The 2,130-nt window shown below is 68.9% G+C and carries 2 protein-coding genes; both read right to left on the bottom strand.

The window, feature by feature from the left end; genetic code table 11:
- Nucleotides 1-142: 142 nt before the first annotated feature.
- On the bottom strand, nt 143-997 hold the full coding sequence (locus tag MSZK_RS17405) for a GNAT family N-acetyltransferase (protein ID WP_099249933.1): 855 nt from the start codon (nt 995-997) through the stop codon (nt 143-145).
- 47 nt (nt 998-1,044) lie between these two features.
- On the bottom strand, nt 1,045-2,130 hold a 1,086-nt coding region (gene ispG, locus MSZK_RS17400), incomplete at its 5' end, for a flavodoxin-dependent (E)-4-hydroxy-3-methylbut-2-enyl-diphosphate synthase (RefSeq protein ID WP_099249995.1).

Below are 2,130 nucleotides of genomic sequence, written 5' to 3'. Positions count from 1 at the left end.
ATCACCGCCAGAACCGAGACGACGCCTGTGACTCGTGTTGCTAATGAGGTGCAAGTAGCCATTGGGGCAAATGTTATGAGGCCGTGATCCGAATCTGCCGGAGGCGCACCGAAGTCCGGTGAAGACGTGTGGCAGGCCGGCGTCAGTCGAGCAGGACGGTCGCGAACATCCCGACCTCGGCGAAGCCGACCCGGGTGTAGGCCGCCCGGGCCACCGCGTTGAAGCTGTTCACGTAGAGGCTGGCGATCCGGCCGCTGTCGACCACCGCGGCCGCCACCGCCGCGGTTCCGGCGGTGCCCAGCCCGCGCCCGCGCCACTCCGGATGCACCCACACACCCTGGATCTGGCCGACCCCCGGGGACTGCGAACCCACCTCGGCCTTGAACACCACCTGGCCGTGCTCGAAGCGGGCGTAGGCCCGTCCCGCCGCGATCAGGCTGGCCACCCGGCGGCGGTATCCGCGCCCGCCGTCGCCGATCCGCGGGTCGATCCCGACCTCACCGATGAACATGTCGACCGCGGCCACCAGGTACGGGTCCAGCTCGTCCACCCGCACCCTGCGCACGCTCGCGTCGACGCGGCACACCGGCGGACCGCCGAGCGCCATCAGCGGCTGACGGTCGCGCACATCGCGGGCCGGCCCCCAGGCGTGTTGCAGGCGATCCCACATCGGCAGCACCAACTCGGCGCGACCGACCAGAGACGAACAACGCCGTGCGGTGCTCATCGCCTTGTCGGCGAACGCGTGCAGGTCGGATTGCGCCCCGCGCAACGGGATCAGGTTGGCCCCGGCGTAACACAGCGATTCCTCGGCCCGCCGCCGCGTCCAGAGCTCTCCCCCGATCGCCTGCGGATCGACGCCGTGTTCGGCGACCCGCGCGGCCACCATGCAGGAACCGACCGGATCGTCGGCGAGCACCCGCCCCACCGCCGCGGCATCGCGGACCACCGAGACCCGTCGCTCGTCGACCAGACGAAACAGTGGCGGAGCCGACATGGGGTTACTTTCTGCGGGTTGTCTCACCCCCAGTGGGGGTTACGCCCTCAGCTTACGGTGACCACCGGTGAACCGCTGGCAGATGCATCCGTGCCGCGCTGTTCTTCGCCGATCTCGGAAGCCAGTCGCATCGCCTCCTCGATCAGCGTCTCGACGATCAGCGCCTCGGGCACGGTCTTGATGACCTCACCCTTGACGAAGATCTGGCCCTTGCCGTTGCCCGAGGCCACCCCCAGGTCGGCCTCGCGGGCCTCGCCCGGACCGTTGACGACGCAGCCCATCACCGCCACCCGCAGTGGCACGTCGAGCCCTTCGAGACCGGCGGAGACCGCATTGGCCAGGGTGTAGACGTCGACCTGCGCGCGCCCGCACGACGGGCAGGAGACGATCTCCAGTCCGCGCGGGCGCAGGTTGAGCGATTCGAGGATCTGGATGCCGACCTTGACCTCTTCGACCGGCGGCGCCGACAGCGAGACCCGGATCGTGTCGCCGATCCCCCGCGACAGCAGGGCACCGAACGCGACGGCCGACTTGATGGTGCCCTGGAACGCCGGGCCGGCCTCGGTCACGCCGAGATGCAATGGGTAGTCACACTTTTCGGCGAGCTGCTGGTAAGCGGCCACCATCACGACCGGATCGTTGTGCTTGACGCTGATCTTGATGTTGCCGAAGCCGTGCTCCTCGAACAGCGAGGCCTCCCACAGCGCGGACTCGACCAGCGCCTCCGGGGTGGCCTTGCCGTACTTCTCCATGAACCGCTTGTCCAGCGAGCCGGCGTTGACGCCGATGCGGATCGGGATTCCGGCCGCCCCGGCCGCCTTCGCGACCTCGCCGACCCGGCCGTCGAACTCCTTGATGTTGCCGGGGTTCACCCGCACGGCCGCGCAGCCGGCGTCGATCGCGGCGAAGATGTACTTCGGCTGGAAATGGATGTCGGCGATCACCGGGATGTTGCTGTGCTTGGCGATTTCGGCCAGCGCGTCGGCGTCTTCCTGCCGCGGGCAGGCCACCCGGACGATGTCACATCCCGCGGCGGTCAGCTCGGCGATCTGCTGCAGGGTGGTGTTGACATCGTGGGTCTTGGTGGTGCACATCGACTGCACCGAGATCGGGTAGTCGCTGCCGACGCCGAC

This window comes from Mycobacterium sp. shizuoka-1 (assembly GCF_002723835.1).
Classification (GTDB): Bacteria; Actinomycetota; Actinomycetes; order Mycobacteriales; family Mycobacteriaceae; genus Mycobacterium.
This window is presented reverse-complemented; position numbering and strand designations above follow the sequence as displayed.